This is a genomic window from Streptomyces sp. NPDC091292 (genome assembly GCF_044757265.1).
Taxonomy (GTDB): Bacteria; Actinomycetota; Actinomycetes; order Streptomycetales; family Streptomycetaceae; genus Streptomyces.
In genome coordinates this window covers 1-19597 of the sequence record NZ_JBIVUQ010000022.1, presented here as the reverse complement: position 1 = coordinate 19597, position 19597 = coordinate 1, and the positions used below count along the sequence as shown (strand labels likewise).

Below are 19597 nucleotides of genomic sequence, written 5' to 3'. Positions count from 1 at the left end.
CGGCGGGCATCGCACGCACCACTGAGCACAGGGAAGAAGCAGCACGCCGATGGAGGAACTGACCTTGGACCTGGACATCCCGCGGCAGCCCGAGGACGGTGTCGGTCGGGCGGCGACAGCGGAAGAGACCCAGCCCCAGGTCACGGCCCTGGAAGAGGGGCAGATCGTCGACTACATCACTGGTGAGGCGATCAAGGAGACCGAGAAGGAGAAGGTCCGGCAGCGGATCGCCCGCGCCCTCGTCCACGAGCATGGGATCGACCCCGCCGACATGGCACGCGACTTCCGTGTCACGGTAAGTGAAGAGGGGGCCAAGCGGAAGCGGACCAAGTCGGCCGACATCGCGGTCTTCGATTCCGGCGCCCCGCATACCACCGCCAACCTCTGCCGCGTCGTGATCTGCAAGCCCGAGCCCAAAGGCAAGGGCAAGAACGTCGTCAAGCTGCGGGAGCCCGGCCAGGCGCGGGATGACCTCGAAGCCCTCCAAGAGCTGATGGGCAACGAGGACCGCCCTCTGTGCGTGGACGGCATGTGGACAGACGGAGTCGACTTCTTCTTCCTCAAGAAGGTGGTCAGCGACTTCGGCGCAGACTTTGAGGACCGAAGTGACTGGGCCGTCGCCGACGGGACCACCGGCAGCCGTACCGTCGCTTCACACCAGCGACTGCGCCGAGCCGAACCTGAACGCCTCAAGACCGCTTTCCGCCGCTGCCACAACTACATCCACGGCAACGAGGGCATGCCGAAGGACGCCGCCTTCTGGCAGTTCCTCTACCTGCTCTTCTCCAAGATGTACGACGAACGAGTCAGCCGGGGCACCGGCCACGGCCGCTTCCGCACCGGCCTGAAGGAAATGTTCGAGGCGGACGGCCGGGCGGCGATCAGCGCCCGCGTCCGGGAGCTCTTCGAGGACGTCAAACGCGAGTACAAGGACGTCTTCAAGCCCACCGACGAGATCACCCTCTCCGACCGGGCGCTCGCCTTCATTGTCAGCGAGATCGCTCCGTACGACCTCAGCGGCACCGACGTCGACGCCAAGGGCATCGCCTACCAGGAGCTCGTCGGCACCAATCTGCGCGGCGATCGGGGCCAGTACTTCACCCCGCGCGGGGCGGTCAATCTGATGGTCGAGATCCTCGACCCGCAGGAGGACGAGACCGTCCTCGACCCGACCTGCGGCACCGGCGGCTTCCTCCAGGCCACGCTCAAGCACCTGCACGACACCTGGAAGAAGCAGGCCGGCACCTTCGGTTTCCCGGACACCGACGAGGAGCGGGAGCGCTATCGGGACCGGCTCAAGGAGTACGCGGACAAGCATCTGATGGGTGCGGACTTCGACCCCTTCCTGGTCCGTGCCACCACCATGGCGATCATGACGCTCGCGGAGACCACCGGGAACGTCTTCCACATGGACTCTCTCGGCTTCCCGCGCGGACATCTTCCGGGCGTCGAGAAGGCGAAGGAGAAGATCCCGCTGGGCAAGAAGGTGCACGTCCTGCTGACCAACCCGCCCTTCGGGGCGGACATCCCGGTCAGCGACGAGTCGGTCCTGGGCTCCTTCCGTGACGGCATCGCCAAGTCCTGGGGCCGCAACAAGGAGACCGGCGAGATCGAGGAGAGCCTGATCAGCAAGCCGGGCAGCATGGCTCCCGAGCAGCTGTTCATCCAGCGCGCCATTGAGTGGGTCAAGCCCAGTGGCCGCATCGGCATCGTCCTGCCCAACGGCATCCTGTCGAACCCGGGCCCGTCCGACGAAGCGATCCGTCGTTACATCCTGGAGCACTGCTGGGTCCTCGGCAGTATCGAGCTCCCGGTGGAGACGTTCGTCGTCGACGCCAACGTCAACATCCTCACCACGCTCCTCTTCCTCAAGCGCAAGACCGACCAGGAGGTCCGCAACCACCGGCTCGGGACCGAGAAGGAGTACCCGGTCTTCATGGCAGTCGCCGAGAAGGTCGGCTTCGACCGTCGCGGGAACGACCTCTACAAGCGTGAGCCCGACGGGAAGATCGTGGTGGAAACCTCGGTCGAGCAGGAGCGGCTGCGTATCCGCGGCAAGCAGGTCGTCCGGCCACTGCGCCGCAGCAAGCCGGTCATCGACAACGACCTGCCAGTGATCGCGGAGAAGTACCGGGAGTTCCGGACCAAGTACCCGGAGCCGGGCGCCGACCCGCGCAAGGGCACGGAGGCGAGCGCGTGAAGATCGCCAGCCTGTCGAACCCGGTGACGTCTGCCTGGTTCCGGGACCAGGGGCTCCGGCTCGACGCCTCACCGTACGTTTCAGGCGCGCTGAAGGTGAAGAAGCTGCTGGAAGGGCTACCGGAGACGGTGCCGTTGGCGAGCCTGACGACCGGGCACAACGGGGGGATCTTCAACGGCCCCATGTTCCGCCGGGTATATCTCACCGACCCCGAGCACAGCGTGCCGTTCCTCGGGACGAAGGACATGATGGCCGCCGACCTGACAGGGCTGCCCCGGCTACGGAAAGCCGACGCCCACTCGGCGGCGCTGTCGTACCTGGAGCTCAAGGCGGGTATGACCCTGATCTCATGCTCAGGGTTCAACGCCGGCAGGCGGGCATACGTCCGACCTGACATGGACGGCATCTGGTCATCCCAGGACACACTCAAGGTCCAGCCCGACCTGAAGAAGATCAAATCGGGATATCTCGTCGCCTTCCTACTCAGCCGGTTCGGCGAGGCACTCGTTCGCGGGTCGGTGTACGGCTCGGCCGTCAAGCACATCGAACCGCACCACATCGCCAGCCTTCCGGTGCCGCGCTTCGAGGAGCAGGTGGAGTCGAAGATCCATGCATTGGTGGAGGAGAGCGCGACGCTACGTGCTCGGCACCAGGCTGAGCTCGTTGCCGCGACGAAGGACTTCTTCGACAGCAATGGGCTGTCCGAACTGAACAAGCTGCGCTGGCATCAGCAGGAACGGGATCTCGGGTTCGAGGTCCCGAGTGTGGGGGCGACCTCGCTGCGGGCATTGAACTTCGCGCCCAGAGCCCGGCAGTTGATCGAGAAGCTAGGGTCGGTGCCTTGCCGAAAGCTCGGGGATATCTGCTCGGGCGGTCACCTGGGGTCGGGAGTCCGATTCAAACGGGTCGACAGCGATCCGGAGCACGGCGTCCAGCTCGTGGGCCAGAGGCAGGGGTTCTGGCTGCGTCCCGAGGGGCGATGGATCAGTCCTGCCCACGCACCGCGCGGCATCTTCGCAGAAGATGAGACCGTCATGATCGCAGCACAAGGAACTCTCGGTGAGAACGAGGTGTTCTGTCGGCCGATCTTCGTCACTGGTGAGTGGCTGAACTACGCGTACACGCAGCACTTCCTCCGCGTCGTCAGCGGCACCCCCGACGTCTCCGGCGCCTACCTCTTCGCCTTCTTCCGTTCCGAGGCCGCGTTCCGAGTCCTGCGATCACTCAGCGTCGGCGGCAAGCAGCAGGACATCCACGAATCCTTGCGCGCAGAGGTCCCGGTCCCGATCGCACCCCCCGCCGACCGCACCCGCATCGCCGCCACCGTCCGCTCCGCCTACCAATGCCGCGACCGCGCCGACGTTCTGGAAGACAAGGCACTCGCGCTGCTCACCACCGCCGTCGAGGAGGCCGCTGGCTGATGGGTGCCAGGATCGTTGCTGTTGGGGAGGCCGTCAACGATGCCGAGCGACGCGTGATCGCGCACCTGCGAGATCACGCGCCGGAGGACTGGACGGTCTTGCACTCCGTCGAAATCCCGTACGGGAACCGCCTGTTCGAGGTTGACCTCGTCGTGGTCACCGGGCACGCGGTGTACGTCATCGACGTCAAGGGCACCCGAGGCCGCATCGACGTCGACGGCAGCCGCTGGTATCCGGCGCGGCGGGCCCCGTTCCGCAGCCCCGTGCCCAAACTGCAGAGCCACGCCAAGCAGCTCAAGACGATCCTGGAGACCGCACATCTGCCGCTGTCCCGGCTCTGGACCGACGCCCTGGTGGTCCTCCCGGCCCCGGACGCGGTCCTGCTGGACAACACGCCCGCACAGCGTGACGCGAATGCGACGGTCGCCCTGCCCGACCTGATCGGGCGGCTGGCGGACCCCACCCGGGTGCCCGTGTCGTCCGGGCGGTTCGCCACGGACATCTCCGCGCACCACAAAGCGATCGTGGACACGGTGCGAGGCACCTCGCGCGCCCCGTCGCAGCAGTTGAGGTTCGGCAGTTGGGAGGTGATCGACCGGCTCAGCGAATCGCAGTACGCCGAGGGCGCCGACGTCCTGGACGAGTACCGGGCGAAGAACGCCTTGGCCGTGCAGGGCTCGGGCACGGTCCGGCTCCAGGTCCGTCAGGCCGATCCCTACGCGCCAGAGGCCGAGCGACTGCGACAGCAGAAGCGGATCGGAATCGCCTACGAGGCGTTGGGCAAACTGCCCGCGCATCCGAACATCGTCGGGGTGCGGGACTTCTTCGCCGACGAGGACCGAGGAGTGTACGTCACCGTCTTCGACGACGTCCCCGGGCATGCGATGAAGCTGCACCTGACCGGGGCCGCCGACCCGCTAACCGCCGACGCCAAGCTGCGCACCATCCGGCATGTCCTCCAGGGGCTCGCACACGCCCACAGCCGGCGGATCGCGCACCGCGAGCTGAACCCGTCGACGATTTTGATCTCGCAGGACGGCCGGGCGATGCTGACCGGCTTCGAGTACGCCAAGACCGCACAGCAGCGCGGGCACACAGTGCTGAAGGAGGCGCGGCAGGTCGCCGACCCGGCGTACCTTGCTCCCGAGTGTCACGCCGACCCCGCCGCCATGGGGATGGCATCGGACGTGTACGCGGTCGGTGTCATCGGCTATCAGCTGCTCACCGGAGAGCTGCCGTTCGGTTCGGTGACCGAACAGGCAGGGGCGGGCGGCCGGCTGCCGGCCGAAGGGCTGGACAGCGCCGGCGTCCGGGGAGAGCTGGCGCACTGGCTGCGGACACTGTGCGCGACGGATCCCGGCGCACGGCCGAGCGCCCTGGAAGCCTTGCGCCGACTGGACCTGGCGATGGGCGCGCGCCGGACCCCGGCCAAGCGGATCGGCTCCTCGGCCGTGCGACCGGCGCAGCAGCCCGCGGCCGAACAGCCCGGCGGACCGGACGCAGCGCGCGGGGCGGACTTCTTCAAGAACCTACCCGCCGATTTCCAGCTCGGCACCAAGTACCTGGTACGCCACCGGCTGGGCCGACCCGGCGGTTTCGGCGTGGCCTACCGGGTGTACGACACCATCAGGAGCATCGACCGGGCGGTGAAGCTGGTCCTCAGGGACCGTGACTCCGTCCTTGAACGGCTCAAGCGCGAAGCTGATGTGCTGCAGCGGCTGCAAAGCGCACCGCACCCCAACGTAGTGTCCATGGTGGACGCGGACCGGCTGCCCGCCCCGGACCCGTACCCGTACCTGGTCTTCGAGTTCGTTGACGGCAAGGACGTCGCCGAGGTGATCCGCGGCGGACGGATGGGCGCGGCGGACGTGCTGCGATTGGCCGTCGACACCGCGCGCGGGCTACGGCACATCCACGACCTCGGGGTGTGGCACTGCGACATCAAGCCGAGCAATCTGCTGTGGACCGACGACGGCGTCAAGTTGCTCGACTTCGGGATCGCCAAAACCGCGGATTCCTCCGAGGGCCACACCTACACCAGCGCCCGCTACAGCCCGCCCGACCTGGACCAGGTGCCGGCCAACGCCACCGGATACGTCGACCGTGACCTGTTCGGGCTCGGGGTCACGCTGTACGAGGCATTGACCGGTGGGCAGTACCCGTGGGACGCGAACTCACCGCTACCCGGTGTCGCGCCGACCGACCCCCGAGTCGCGTACAGCGGCTTCAGCGATCTCGCCCCCGGTTTCGCCGAGATCCTGCTCCGATCGATCTCCCCGAGCCGCGGCGAGCGGTTCACCACGGCCGAGGAACTGCTCCGGGCGCTCCAGACGTTGGAGTCGGCACGGGATGTCCCGCCACCCGCTCCTACGCCCGAGCGCCAGGAATTGCCGCCCTCCCCGCTATCCAGCGATGGCCCCGCCAAACTGTCCGTCCCCGAAGCCAACACCAACCCGTTCGTCGCCCACCTGCAGACCCTGTACAGCCAGAGCCGGCGCAGCAACCGCGGCACACGGGGCCTCGACTCGCACGCCATGTCCGTCTACGTCGAGACCGCCCTGGACCGCGAACTCGTCCCCGCGCTGCGGCAGGGCAAGCATGCGCTCGTCGTCGTCACCGGGAACGCGGGCGACGGAAAGACCGCGTTCCTGGAGAGCTTCGAGCGCCAGGCCGGGAAGCTGGGTGCCGACTTCGGGCCCCGGCGGCCCAACGGCAACGACTTCACGTTGGACGGCCGCCGGTTCCGCACCAACCACGACGGCAGCCAGGACGAAGGCGAGGTCGGCGGGGACGACGTCCTGGAGGAGTTCTTCGCGCCATTCGCCGGAGAGGACGAGTCCGGCTGGGACGGCACCGAGGGTGAGACGCGGCTGATCGCAGTCAACGAGGGACGGCTGATCGACTTCCTGAGCCACCATCATGACCGCTATCCGTACCTCACCAAACTCGTCAACCTGGGCCTGGCCGGGCGGGAAACGGGGCAGACGGTCGCCGTCGTCAACCTGAACGCCCGTGACGTGGCGGCCCGCCCGGCAGGCACGGACGGCGTTCCGCTGGACGGTGAGTCGCTGTTGGAGCGGATGCTCACGCGGATGACGCACGAGCGGTTCTGGGAGGACTGCGCGACCTGCGACCTGGCGGCCACCTGCTATGCCCGGCACAACGCGCAGACCTTCCAGCATCCCTCCGCCGGTCCACAGGCGATGCGGCGGCTGCGCCGCATCTACGAACTGACACAACTGCGCGGCAAGTTGCACATCACACTGCGCGATCTGCGCTCGGCGCTGGCTTTCACCCTCACCTCGGGCCGCGACTGCGCGGAGATCCACCAGCTGCACACGGCCGGTGACGCCCAAGCTGTCCTGGACAGCTTCTACTTCACCGCGCACCAGGGCGCTCCCCCGGCCGATGACGGCAGCCCGAGGGAGCGCGACCGGCTGCTGTCCCTGCTGCGGGAGGCCGACGTCGCCGCCGTGCCGCAGCCGCGCCTCGACCGCCGCCTCGACTATGCCGGGCTGCTGGAGGACGGTGCCCTGGTCACTGTGGACGGGCGTGGAACTCGGGATCGAGTGCTGCTGGCGCAGCAGTTCGCCGAACTCGGCCGGTCGAACCTCAACGGTCGAGGCCACGCGGGCCAGGCAGCCAACCACCGCCGCTACCTCGACGCGGCACGTCGTCTGCTCTATTTCGAACTCCACGATGAAGAGCGGGCACAGCGGATGCTGCCCTACCCTTCGGTGCTGCACTTCATGGAGCTGTTGGACACCGATGCCTCCATCGATGAAGCACGCGACATGGTGCTGCGCGCCCTCAACCGGGGAGAAGGTCTGACCGCTCCAGACCGAATCGGGAGGGCGCTGGCACTGCAGGTCCGCGAGGTGTCGGGCGGTCTCGTCCGTAGTTACCGCCGCTTCCCCGCCGAAGGATTCCGCCTGGAGCCTGGGGCCCCGGCTGCCTCCGGCTACATCGAATCCGGTCGCACGGCGCTGCGTCTGGCCTACCAGGACCCCGCAGGCCGACAGAGTGGGACCGCGGAGCTCGACATCCGGCTCGACCTGTTCGAGCTGTTGCAGCGGTTCGGGCAGGGATACCGGCCCTCGGTGGCCGACCTCCAGGGTCAACAGCTCGCCTTGGCCGTGTTCAAGAACCGGCTCGCCGCTGTCCCCTACCAGGAAGTGCTCCTCACCACCCACGGACACGATCTACGCCGCGTCCACCGCTCCGAGGACGGTGTCCTGCACATGGAAGACCTGACAGCCGCCTCGCGAGACACGGCCCGCGACCTGGACGACGACCAACACACCGACGGGGCGGAGGAGACGGCATGGCGCTGACGGGATCTCTCGGCACATTCCACCACCCCGGTGTCAGCCGGATCGACTACAAGCCCCTGGACATGGACCGGGTGCTCACCGCGCTGCTTGCGCGGCTGTGGCACCAAGGCATGCCCAGCAAGATCAGCCGTACAGCGATGCTCGACGTCGATGTGTTCGTCAAGCTGTTCCTGGAGCACCCCGAGGTGTTCGACGGCTTCGACCGGGAGACCACCACCCGCTGGACCGTCACCCATCTCATGGACATGGTCAATCGCGGCCGGGCCGATGAAGCCGTGGCTGCTCCCAGGCCGCTGCACGGCTTCACCTACCGATTCCGCAACAGCCGCAAATCCCGCCCGTACGGGGCCGACGAGCAGCTGTACGAGATGCTCCGTGCGGACGAGGGCGCCCTGAAGGGACTGCGCGAGTTCTTCTTCTCCGACGTCGACCGGGCCACCGGCGCCATCAGCCCTGGCCCGGACACCGACGTGGAGACGCAGGCACTGTTGCACCTGGTCAAGCTGGCGGGCGGGAGGATGCGGGACCAGGCGGACACGAGCAAGCCCCGCACTCCCTATCCGCCGCTGTGCGCCGAACCGGCACAACTGCTCTGCCAGGACGTCATGCGGCTCCTGTACCACCAGGACCACATGCCGCGCACCGTACTGGTGGACTACCTCAAGACACTGTTCGCCTTCCACCTGGCGCTGTACCACCTGCGGATGATGAAGTTGCTGCCCGCGACCGTCACAACCGGCACGGTGCCGGACGCCTGCCGCAAGGGACACAGCTCGCAGGCCGCGGCGGACCGCTGCCGGTACCAAGTGCGCCTCTTCCTCGACGCGGACGGGACCCCCGGCACCTCGCCCGCCGTCCTCGCCGAGCACAGCGCGGACATCTGGTACCGGCGTGTCCCCCGTTTCATCCAGGCGACCTACCAGGTGAAGAAGCTTGATGACTTCGCCGAGTTCCTGGCCAAAGCCGGAACGCTGAGCCGGCCTGCCGGCCGGAACTACTTCACCCCTGAAGAGGCACTGCGGCTCCTGGACAAGAAGCGCCGCAAGGACCGCGACGCCTTCTTCCTCCAACGCGTCAACCGGGTACGGGATGAGGAGGAGGACCTCCCACCCGAACTCAAGCAGATTATCCAGCTCGGACTCGACCCGTTCGACGAGTACACCGAAATGCTCATGCACTATCGCGGCCGTTACTACCGGAGCCAGTTCGTGAAGTGCCTCGACTCCATGTTGTTGAAGCACCGTCCTGGCGCTCTCCTGGCCCAACCGCGCGGTGGCGGTGCGGACTCCGCGCGTCGGTTCATTCTGGACGGGCGTCTCCTCGAAGTCCTCCTCCAGGTGTCATTGCTACGCGAGAGCGCCGACGGCAGCGGTGATCTGGCCACCGCCCCGATGCGGGTGGACACGTTTCTCGCCCTGCTGCGCTCCCGGTATGGGCTCTATATCGACCGCCTCCCCGACGGCGACGGCTTCGCCGGCGCCCACCTCGACGACCAGGCGGCGCTGCGCGCCAACTCCGCCGCCTTTCTCAACCGCCTACGTGAGATCGGCTACTACCAGGACATGTCCGACGCCTACCTGACGCAGACCATCACCCCCAGGTATGCCATCGGCACCGCCGCACGAACGGGGGCCAGCGCCCGATGACCAGCACCCCGACCGGCACGACGGGCCTGGCCGAGGCCACCGCGAAGGACCTGCGCGAGGCCCTCGAAGGCGTTCTCGTGCCCCGATTGGCCAAGCTCATCGGCGAGCGCAGCGCAGGGCATTGCATGCGTGTCACCGAAGTCGACCCCGAACTCGCCGCCTCCCTGGTGCGCCGGCTGCGTGGTGCAATCGCCCCCGATGCCATGGTCTGCCTGCTCTGCGCCGCCGAGGACCTCGCCCCGGACAGATCACTGCATGACGTGGGCGTCAGCAGCACCAAGCTGGTCGAACTACGAAACCGCAGTGAGGGTGAAGGCGTGCTGCCCGGCCCGCTCCTGGTCTTCGTGCCGCCCGGCATCCGTGTCAGCGCCGAGGACTCCTTCGGTATCGCGACGTTCGAGGAAGTTCCGCTCGGTGACGCATACGTCCATCTCGCCGATCATCTCCTCGACCAGGTGCCGCAGCGGCTGCGTCCCGCCGTTGACGAACTGCTGGCTGCCGTCCGCACCCGCCCGGACGGACGGCGAGCAGGCGACCGCGCCGTCGCTCAGTACCTCCTCACCCTCCAGATCAACGGCTACCGTGACCAGGTCGCCGGGGCGGCGGTCTACCACTTCGGCCTCGTACCGGATTTCGATCTGTTCGCCGACCCCGCCCAGGTACGGGACCGACTCGGCAAGAACCACGGTCTGGTGCAGAAGCTCACCGACTCGCCACGCTCCGAACGGCAACGCGTCCTGGATCTCGGCTTGAGCGACAGCGACTTCGCGACCCGTCTCGCCACCTTCGCCACCCGCTGTGGCCTGGAAGAGCCCAACACTTGGACTCGCCGTATTGTCGTCGACCGGGAGAACTGGGGCCTGTCTTTCGGCAACTGGCGCATCGATGAGCGACACCGTGCCACCGTCTCCATCGACGTTCGCGAACTCGGTCTGCCTTCAGCAGGCGACAACTCCCAGCACCTGACGGACTACCCGGCACTGGCCTCCATGGCGGGCCAGCCGTACCTCCTCACCGGCGAGAAGGGTGTCCGCGACATCACCGTGCGCTTCGCCGTGCGGCCCGACCCACGCAAGGTGGAAGGGCTGGAGCGATTCCGCGTGGAGATCGTCTCCGAGAACGGTGGCCCGATCGGCAGGGCCTCCCATCTCAGCAAGGGGAAGACGGCCAAGCCCGAGTACAAGAAGGCACTGAGCCGCCTCAACAAAATCGACTGGGAGGAGGGATGGCACTACATCCGCGTCGTCCCCCTGGATGCGGAGGACGAGCTACTCCACGTCGCCCCTGGCGCCCACGATCTGCCCGGCGGAGAGAGCGAGCGCTTCTACGTCGTCCCCAACGCCGAGGCCGAGGAACCGCCGGAGCGCAGCGCGGGACGCTTCCCCGGCCTCACCCAGGCCCTGCGCTCTCTCCAGCTGGACGCACTCGCCGCTGGAGAGGACCCAGCCCAGGTCACCGCCACAGACATCCGCTGGAAGGCGTTCAGCGCCCGGAGCCCGCACCGCACCCTCAGTGCGAAAATTCACGCCGCGGGCAGCGGCGAAATCCGGCTGTCCCCGGTGCTCGTCCAGGCCCAGCAGCATCTTCTCGCTAACCCCGACGACACCAGTCTGCGCCGACTGCTCCTGCACCCGGACGGCACCGCCCAGCTGCCCGACGGCGACGGCGGAGACCTCGGGCACGCCCTTGGCAGCCGGGCAGCCGAGGCGTACGACACGTTCGTCGCCGCCCGGCGGACTTATTTCACCGCGATCACAGGCGATACCGCGGACGCCGTCGAAACCGCCGAACTCCTGGTCAGCGAGGCGGTCGACTTCGAGCAGGTGCGCGACGAACTCGCCGCGTACGCGGAGGCGTACGCCGAGCTTGTCGACGCAGCTGCGCTCCAGATCGAAAAGTCCACCGACACCAGTCGGGGCGGCGCCCTGGAGGCGCTCGCCCGCGTCCAGCAGATCGACTGCGTGGCTGCGACGCTCACCGACGGAACGGGCCGACGAGACACCGTCCTTCTCGTCGCCCCCACCCACCCGCTGCGGGCACTGTGGCTGGCCACCTGGTCGGCGCTCGGCCTGGACTGGGCGAGCCGCCTCACCTCCGGGGACAAGAAGGCAGTCCTACCCGTACGGGACTCGTTGCTGGCTTCCCTGGCACCACTCGGCTTCCCATTCGCCGTCCCGCGTCAGGACGGACGATTGATGGCCGCGGCCGACAATCTCACCCCGTACTGGGGCGCGTATCTGCCGAGCGAGACCGCCGACCCCCGCGGGGTGATCGGCCGGCTCGCCACGGTCCTGAACCTCCCTCCCGAGAACGCCGGCGCCACCACGAACGGCGTCGGCGCGCTGTCCGGGATGGCTCTGGCCGACCGCATCGAGCGTTACGTCCGCCTGCACCCGTACGTCAGCACCCTCGTGATGAACGTTGTCAACGCGGGCCGGGCCGAGATCGTTGCCGACGCCCTCCTCGAACTGCAGCGCCGCGGGGCGACCCACGACCTCACCTACGACATCCGTCTATGCGTCATCGACCCCGAGGCTCCCGAGACCGGCGCCGCCCTGATGGAGTTGCAAAGCGCCCAGAGCCAGATCTCCTCCGCCGAGGCCGAAGCCTTCCTCCATACCACTGGCCCTGCCCGGGTCGCCAAGCTCGTCCACTCCGTACGCTCGGTGCACGAGTTCACCCGGCAGCCGACGGAGTTCGACGCCCATCTCACCATCCTCATCGATGCTTTCGGCGGCGAACAACATGCCTCCACCGCGCGCCAGGACATCACTCACGCGCCCGTCCACGGCCTGGTGCAGGCAACCGCCTCCGCCTACGAGGACAACGACCAGCAGATTGTCTGGCGCACCGCCCCACGCCATGGCACAGCCCTCGCCATAGAGGACGCCGAAGACCTCACCACGCTGATGGGCCGCCTCCCCGCCTTGCTCGCCACTGCCGCGGCCTGCGTAGCCACCGCCGGCCAGGCACTGCGCAATGTCCCGTGCACAGTCTTGTCGCTCGACACCGATGCCCGCGATCTCCTTTACCAGGCACACCAGTCCGGCGACTGGGTCGTCACCATCGACCGCACACTGGGCCTGGAGTACTTCGACAACGCCGGCCGACATGGCAGGCCCGAGTACGTCATCGACTACGCGCCCGCCCAGGGCAGCGGACTCGGGCACCAGATCATGGTCAGCTCCAACTCGGTCGACGAGCTGCGCACCCTCCTCCGCCCGACAGCCGAACAGCACGGACTCACCGTCGAAGAACGCCACCTCAACACGTTCTTCGACCAGCTCCGGCTGTTGTCGGGCAACCTGGCCTTCAAGCTCGCGTCCACCGCACCCAACCAGCGCACCGAGGTCCTCGGCCTCTCCCTGGCCCGCCTCTACCTGGACTACCAGGACGTCCTGCACAACCAGATCGTCGTGCCCCTCGACGCCCACCCCGAGCTGTACGCCGAGGCCCGCCGCCAAGCTCGCGAGTTCGGCGACGCTCTTTCCTTCCAGCGCAGCGACCTCGCGCTGTTCCAACTCGACGCACGGCAGCTGACCATCACCTGCCGTCTCGTCGAGGTGAAGTGCTACACCGCGCTCGACGACGTCGGCGCCTACCAACGGCTCAAGACCAAGGTCGCCCAGCAGCTGGAACGCAGCCAGACCGTACTCGCCGAGTCCTTCGACCCGGACCTCACCACCCCCGACCGTGTCGACCGCCCCGTCAAGAACCTCACCCTCGCCTCCATGCTCCGCTTCTACCTGGAGCGCGCGACGCGCCACGGCACCCTGAACCAGACCACCCGCACAGCAGCCCATCACCTACTGGACAGCCTCGACGACGGCTACCAACTCCGCTTCACCCGGAGCGGCCTGATCTTCGACCTCGCCCGTACTGGCACCGACCAGGAAACCGACGGCGAGGTGGAGTTCCACCGCATCGGCCAAGACCTCATCACCGAACTCGTCGAGGCGATCCCGACAGTGCGACCAGGTGTGACGGATCTGCGGGAGGACGCCGAGCCAGTGGCGAACGACGAAGACACTCCGACGCCGAACGGTGCCGCGACCGCGCCGACTCTGGCCCTGCTCCCGCTCTCGGTCCCGCGTCTCGCAGAGGCAGCCTTCCGCGCGGACAGCGCTGTGGTGGCGGAGCCGCCGAGGGCGGTGCCGGAGGAGGTACCGGAGTCACGTGCGGAAGAGGCTTCAGCAGCACCGCAGCCAGCACCTGATCAGTCTGGCAGCGAAGAAAGGAAATCCGACCTGCCCCCACTGCCAGTTGCTACGGAGCCGACTCCGTCCGACGCACCATCCTCCGAGACCGCTACAGGCGACCCGCAGACCATCCATGACACCCTGACCCTGGACGCCCCGAGCCCCGCCGCCCCGCCCCCTGGTCCGACCGCCCCCGGCACCAAGCCAGACATCTACCTCGGTGTCACTCGTCCCTCACCCCAGCACGGCGTTCTGGGGGAAGTCGCCGGCCGCACCGTCTCCCTCGACCTCAACGAGACCCATACGATCAGCCTTTTCGGCGTCCAGGGCGGCGGCAAGAGCTACACCCTCGGGACCATCATCGAAGCGGCCTCGCTCCCGGCCCCACCCGTCAACGTCCTGCCGCACCCGCTGGCCACGGTGGTCTTCCACTACAGCAAGGCCCAGGACTACGCGCCCGAGTTCACCTCTATGGTGCACCCCAACGACGACAGCGCTCAGATCGCCGCCCTCAAAGAACGCTACGGCGCCGAGCCGCGAGCCCTGACCGACGTCCTCCTCCTCGCGCCGGAGGCCCAGGTCGACGAACGCCGCGCGCAATACCCGGGGATCGAAGTGCACCCCCTGTCATTCTCCTCCGCCGAACTCAAGGCTGAGCACTGGAAGTTCTTGCTCGGCGCTGTAGGGAACCGATCCACGTACATCAAGCAAATCGCCAAGGCCATCCGTAAACACCGTAACAACCTGACCCTCGACACGATCCGCCAGGAACTGGCCGACTCCCGGATGCCGGACCACATCAAGGACCTCGCCGAGGACCGCCTCGACCTGGCCGCGGAGTACATCGACGACAACGTCCGGCTCACCAGTCTGATCCGTCCCGGCCGCCTCATCATCGTCGACCTGCGCGACGATCTCATCGAAAAGGACGACGCCCTCGGCCTGTTCGTCGTCCTGATGCAGCTATTCGCCGATGCCCACGACGGCGATCGCCGTTTCAGCAAGCTGGTCGTCTTCGACGAAGCTCATAAGTACATTGACAGTCCCGACCTCGTGGTCGGCCTGGTCGAGTCCGTCCGCGAAATGCGTCACAAGGGTATGAGCATCCTGGTCGCGAGCCAGGACCCGCCATCCGTACCAGTACAGCTGATTGAGCTCTCCAACCACGTCATCCTCCACAAATTCACCTCCCCGGCCTGGCTCAAGCACCTACAGAAAGCGAATTCCGCCCTGTCCGGCCTCACAGCCGAGAAACTCGCTCAACTCCGTCCGGGCGAGGCGTACATCTGGTCAAGCAAGGCGACCGACCCGGCCTTCACCTACGGCGCTGTACGCATCCGGTGCCGTCCCCGGGTAACGCAGCACGGCGGAGACACGAAAACGGCATCCGGCTAAGACATACGGCAACTCACGCCCAGACACGGTTAGCCTCGACGCTGTTACCGGCGCGCTCGGCCACCTCGGTCGGGTCGACGCCGGCGTTGAGCCAGGTGGACAGTGCCGAGTGGCGCAGATCGTACGGGCGGGCTGCGAGCAGCGAGCACACCAGTTCCGGTGGGAGTCCGATTTCACGGGCCTCGTGTCAGGCACGGTCGTAGGTACTGGATCCGACGATGCCGCCACGCTCGTTGAAGCACAGCCGCCCGTCGTCCGCGGTGCCGAAGGTGTCGATGCTCTCTCGCCAGAGGCCACCAGTTCTGGCGGCAGAGGTAAAGGTCGGGTGTCGTCGGCTGGACGGCCCTTGAGACCGCGTTCGTCGTGGGCTCTTCCCGTGTCGGTCCACCGCATGCCCGCCTGCGGCAGTGTGCGGTGCACAGTCACCTGGCCCCAGCCCTCCTTGGGCAGCACGCAATTGGGCAGAGACACCCCGACCGCTTCGGCGGGGCGCAGCCCGGCGTAGTACATCCCGGCGAACAGCCCGACTAACCGCCGTCCACGTGCCCGCCGGTAACCGCCGACGTAGGAGACCGCGCACAGCAGGGAACGCGCCTGGCTCGGGTTGGCGACCACCCGCGGGTCGACTTGGTCAGCAGTCTCAGCCACGCTCCACTTGATGGGAGCAAGCGGGTCGGCGGGCAACCTGTGCTGTTCGACGGCGTGCCGCACGGCGTTGACCATGACCTTGTGCTTGTGCCGCTGCGTCTCGGCCGCCGCGACCGCGCCATCCTGCTTGAGCCGCAGGGCTGTCAGCACGGACCGCATCACGGCCGAATCCATCAGATCTGCCGGCGGGCGTGAGGCTCCGGCCACCCAGCGCAGAGCCAACCGGACATCGGCCGGCATCTCACGCGGCTCCGGCCGCGGGACGACGAACGCCCAGCCTCGCATTGCCCGTCGCAGCAGCTCATCGCTCGGATGACCCCGCACATCGCGGAGCATCGCCTGGGTGATCGCACACAGTGCGTCATTGATCTCGTCCCGGGTCTTCGCCGCAATCAGGGGCCACCTCATCTCCACGTACTCCAGAGCAAAGGCGTACCAGCTGACCCCGGCCGCGCGCCCTCGCGGCGAACCATGGCTGGTCCTCGCAGGCGGCCTTTCCTCAGAGCCTTGCCGAGCAACGCGGAGGAGCACGGCACCAAGGTCATCGGCCAGCGCCCTGACGTCCGTAGCACCCCCGGAGCGTAGGCCGGCCGAGGTCCTTCGGCCGCGCCTCCTCCCGGGGACGCCGCGCGCCTGAGATTTCGAGTTCCTCGTGACGTCCACCGCCTTTCTGTTCAGATGAACGTCCTGGATGCCCCCATCAAGCCCCGGCGGCGGCGACGGCGCTGCGGTCCCCTCTGCGGACCCCAGACAAGGAGGGAGCCATCCGCAACGAGCGACGCGACAGTTCCCTGCGCCAGCCCCACTCGACGCAGGGATGATCAGAGGTAGGATGGGTAGCATGAGTGACCCTACCGGCAAGTACTCGATCACCATGCCTCGCGACATCGCCGAAGCCGCCAAGGCCCGCAGCGGCCCCTCAGGCCTGTCTGCCTATGTCGCCGCCGCCGTCGCGCGCCAGATCGAGCGGGACAGTCTCAACGAGCTCATCCAGGTCGCCGAGGCGGAGCACGGGCCCATCACCGACGAAGAGATCCAGGCCCTACGCGACCAGCTCCACCAGGCCCGCCAGCAGCAAACTCAAGGCGGGGCGAACGCCGCGTGACCCGCTCCTCTGCCGCCACCCCCGGCGGCACCCTGGTCCTCGACAGCGAAGGGCTGGCCAAGGCCGTCCTTCGCGACCGCACCGTCACCGGCTGGCTCGCCCTCGCCCGCGCCGACGACCTGCGGGTGATCACTTCCGCGGCAACCCTCGTGGAAGTGGTCCACCCCCGGATCAACCGCCCGGCCCTGAAGTGGACCCTCTCCCGCCTCGTCATCGAACCGGTAACCGAGCCCATCGCCCGCCACGCAGCCGCCCTCCTCGCCGACGCCGGGCTGCACGGCCACAAGTACGCCATCGACGCCATGCTCGGCGCCACCGCCCTCGCCGCCCCCGGTCCGGCGACGGTTCTCACCTCAGACCCCGAGGATCTGACCGCCCTGTGCGGCTCTCGCATCACCGTCATCAAGATCTAAGCATCAGCTCTCGCCTGCGGTGCCAATCCCCTTCGCCGCTCCCCACCACAGGGCCGCCAACCGCGAAGTCATTCCGATCTGAACCATGGCCGTAGCCACCGGGATAAGGTCCGAGCGTGGCCTTTATAGTGACTCTGAGCTCGAACGAACTCGACGCCAACCAGGACAAGTTCAGAATTGAGCAGCGCCTGACCAAGTCCCGCCCCAAGAGCCTGAATATCGACGCAGCTCTCGACGGACTGCCCATCGTGCTCTTGATTGGTGAGGCCCCCGCCCAGTCCGGCCGCGACCGGTCACGTTGGCTCGCGTGGATAGGTATCGTGGCTCGTCACGGCACCGTGGGGGCCGTCGACAAGAGCATTACCGTCGATCCACTCCGCGAGTGCCTGGAGACCGTTCCGATCGACGGTCCCGACGGCATACTCAGCGGCATGTCCGCGCCTCTGCGACAAGAGTTCGAACGCGCTTCACTCCTGGGAACTGTCGGTGCATGCGGCGACGCTGTATGGCAATCGTTGGAGAGCGCGCTCCGCGCGGGGTGGCCCAGGCTTGGCCCTCTTCTTGACTGGCTGATAGCCCAAGCCCACCCGCCTGTCTTCGGAAACAGCCCTGCCGACCGGTCATGGCAAGAGCAGCGCGACGCGACAGGTAGCCTGCTGCGCATCGCGGACTTCCCGCTCTCCGCACTTGCCGCTTGGCAGCGTCCGCCGTCAGAAGACGCCCCGTACACCGCCGGACTCATTCCGCAGCCCGTGGAGCACAGCCTCATCGACTACGACGTCCGCGTCGCGGGCGAGGCGTTCGGAATGTTCAGCGAATGGCAGCAGGGCAACACGGTCCGCTGCGACATTCACGTACTCCACGATGCATCAGGACGGCGGCTTGAGGTCGTCAATGTCAATGCCACGCCTGTGGAATCGCGCCTCGGCACTGACATGCTCTACTACCACGAGCCGACCAAGAGCTTCGTTTTCGTCCAGTACAAGCGACTCGATCCGGACACTCGCTCGATCTACGTGGACGCACGTCTGAGAAGCCAACTCGACCGCCTCGAAGAAACAGCCAAGCTGAGCACTCCTCCGGCACAGCCGAGCGAATGGCGTCTCGGAAATGACCCGTGCTTTGTGAAACTTGCCTATTGGCCGCAGAGCGCTGACAGGCATCCGGTTCAAGGGCTGGCCCCAGGCATGTATCTGCCTGTCTCGTACATCCGACTCCTGCTCGATGACGACTGCACGCGCGGGAAACGAGCGGGTAGCACCGCGCGGATCCTCGGATACGACCAGGTCGAACGTCACCTCACTGGAACCCAGTTCATTGACTTGGTCAAGCACGGGCTCGCCGGAACCGTCGGAACCACCAGGGAGCAGCTGCACGCCTTGGTCAAGCGGCGTGTCGGCGCCGGCCACAGTGTTGTCGTGGCTGCGGAATCCAGCGAAGAGTCAGTGCGCGCCCGCCAGGCACGTACACGCGATCGGGGCGCCAAACGCCGGACGTACCTTCACCACACCTACAAGCAAGACCCGCCGAACAGCTGACAGCCAGCCGCACCACTCCCGCACCGGACGTCGAGGCAGCGAGGCAGCGACCAAGGAACGAAGGCGCGGCGGCACGTCCCGAAGGCATACCAGTGGAACATTTAGCACCATATAGGGCATTTCATCTTCGAGGGACATGCGCGGGACCACGAGGCTGGCCAACTGTCAGTTAGTTGCGTGACCTGCACAAACGCCTGGGACTGCCGCGTCCTCCGGAGCCGTGTGCGCAGGTTCGAATCCTGCCGGGGGCACTCCGGAAAACCACTCCCGACCTGCAGAGATACAGGTCGGGAGTTTTTGCGTTTCGCGTCGGAGCACACGAGGAACGGAAGCGGTCAGAGGACGGTGGGTCGGAGAGGGGGCCGAAGCCTCCTTGCCGGTCGGGCCGGGCGGTTCGGCATGCGCGGAGGGCGTGTCGTCCGTATCGCCCGTACCCTTCGTGGTGTCTACGGCGTCACATAGCGGGCGCCACATCACTGGAGGCAACACCAAGTGCTGATCGCTCAGCGTCCGTCCCTGACCGAAGAAGTCGTCGACGAGTTCCGCTCCCGGTTCGTCATCGAGCCGCTGGAGCCGGGCTTCGGTTACACCCTCGGCAACTCCCTGCGGCGTACGCTCCTCTCCTCGATCCCGGGTGCGGCGGTCACGTCCATCCGTGTCGACGGTGTCCTGCACGAGTTCACGACCGTGCCGGGCGT

At 67.2% G+C, this 19597-nt stretch carries 8 protein-coding genes and 1 pseudogene; all 9 read left to right on the top strand.

Annotated features, from left to right (window positions below; genetic code table 11):
* Positions 1 to 49 precede the first annotated feature (49 nt).
* Entirely contained in the window at positions 50 to 2200 is a 2151-nt protein-coding gene (locus ACIQNU_RS36535) for a restriction endonuclease subunit M (RefSeq protein ID WP_401374784.1), read from the top strand.
* Positions 2197 to 3621 (top strand): restriction endonuclease subunit S, encoded by a 1425-nt coding sequence (locus tag ACIQNU_RS36530; RefSeq protein WP_401374782.1) that lies wholly within the window; start codon positions 2197 to 2199, stop codon positions 3619 to 3621. Before ACIQNU_RS36535 ends, ACIQNU_RS36530 begins: the two co-directional genes overlap by 4 nt.
* A complete protein-coding gene (locus tag ACIQNU_RS36525) occupies positions 3621 to 7955 on the top strand; it encodes a protein kinase (protein WP_401374781.1) in 4335 nt (1444 codons plus the stop codon). Before ACIQNU_RS36530 ends, ACIQNU_RS36525 begins: the two co-directional genes overlap by 1 nt.
* Positions 7946 to 9601: a hypothetical protein gene (locus ACIQNU_RS36520; protein ID WP_401374779.1), complete on the top strand. Its 1656-nt coding sequence runs from the start codon at positions 7946 to 7948 to the stop codon at positions 9599 to 9601. The genes ACIQNU_RS36525 and ACIQNU_RS36520 overlap by 10 nt, the downstream gene beginning before the upstream one ends.
* On the top strand, positions 9598 to 15195 hold the full coding sequence (locus ACIQNU_RS36515) for a hypothetical protein (RefSeq protein ID WP_401374778.1): 5598 nt from the start codon (positions 9598 to 9600) through the stop codon (positions 15193 to 15195). Before ACIQNU_RS36520 ends, ACIQNU_RS36515 begins: the two co-directional genes overlap by 4 nt.
* 1489 nt (positions 15196 to 16684) lie before the next feature.
* Positions 16685 to 16948, top strand: coding sequence for a CopG family transcriptional regulator (locus tag ACIQNU_RS36510; RefSeq protein WP_401374775.1), 264 nt, complete (start codon positions 16685 to 16687; stop codon positions 16946 to 16948).
* A complete protein-coding gene (locus tag ACIQNU_RS36505; protein WP_401374772.1) occupies positions 16945 to 17361 on the top strand; it encodes a PIN domain-containing protein in 417 nt (138 codons plus the stop codon). The genes ACIQNU_RS36510 and ACIQNU_RS36505 overlap by 4 nt, the downstream gene beginning before the upstream one ends.
* 116 nt (positions 17362 to 17477) lie before the next feature.
* Positions 17478 to 18899: a hypothetical protein gene (locus ACIQNU_RS36500; RefSeq protein ID WP_401374769.1), complete on the top strand. Its 1422-nt coding sequence runs from the start codon at positions 17478 to 17480 to the stop codon at positions 18897 to 18899.
* Positions 18900 to 19391: 492 nt separating this feature from the next.
* Positions 19392 to 19597, top strand: a pseudogene (locus ACIQNU_RS36495) (DNA-directed RNA polymerase subunit alpha); the annotation flags it as partial.

Excerpts from the sequence above, each read along its gene's own strand:
- ACIQNU_RS36520 (WP_401374779.1), top strand. The coding sequence starts at position 7,946 with ATGGCGCTGACGGGATCTCTCGGCACATTCCACCACCCCGGTGTCAGC.
- ACIQNU_RS36515 (WP_401374778.1), top strand. The coding sequence starts at position 9,598 with ATGACCAGCACCCCGACCGGCACGACGGGCCTGGCCGAGGCCACCGCG.
- ACIQNU_RS36510 (WP_401374775.1), top strand. The coding sequence starts at position 16,685 with ATGAGTGACCCTACCGGCAAGTACTCGATCACCATGCCTCGCGACATC.
- ACIQNU_RS36535 (WP_401374784.1), top strand. The coding sequence starts at position 50 with ATGGAGGAACTGACCTTGGACCTGGACATCCCGCGGCAGCCCGAGGAC.
- ACIQNU_RS36525 (WP_401374781.1), top strand. The coding sequence starts at position 3,621 with ATGGGTGCCAGGATCGTTGCTGTTGGGGAGGCCGTCAACGATGCCGAG.